The sequence below is a fragment of the Pseudomonas sp. TKO26 genome, from assembly GCF_003225665.1.
GTDB lineage: Bacteria > Pseudomonadota > Gammaproteobacteria > Pseudomonadales > Pseudomonadaceae > Aquipseudomonas > Aquipseudomonas saponiphila.
This window is the reverse complement of record NZ_QKLN01000066.1, coordinates 1-386: the sequence shown is the minus strand read 5'-3', so window position 1 is coordinate 386 and position 386 is coordinate 1. Positions and strand designations below refer to the sequence as shown.

Below are 386 nucleotides of genomic sequence, written 5' to 3'. Positions count from 1 at the left end.
ACCCAGTGCCATGAAGGCGGTGTGGAGCTGGACATCTACGAAGCCGGCAGCCGCCCGCGCGGCGTGGGTGTGCTGTCCGGAGGAGGCATGACTCGCGAAGCCGCGTACGGCAAGCTCAAGGCGCCACTGGGAGCTGGGCTGGAAATCAGCGACGGACGGAGCCTGGAGTGACCGGCCCTGTGCGGCGCGCTGGCCTGATGCACCCGTAGGAACCCGGTTGCCAGCGCAGAGGCCCCCAAGACAGCCCTCGGGGGCCAGCCGGCTCCCACGGGTGGCTCAGGCCCGCCCCCCGCACAGGCCCCGTCCCACCAGGCGCCGTACCTCGCTGATTCGCAGCCCGGCCCCCCGGAGCCCGTACGGCTCTCCGTACGCCCCTCCGCGCGTCG

General features: G+C 72.8%; 1 pseudogene. It reads left to right on the top strand.

Annotated features, from left to right (window positions below):
* A pseudogene (locus DNK59_RS32240) lies at positions 1–171 on the top strand (asparaginase); the annotation flags it as partial.
* Positions 172–386: the final 215 nt, after the last annotated feature.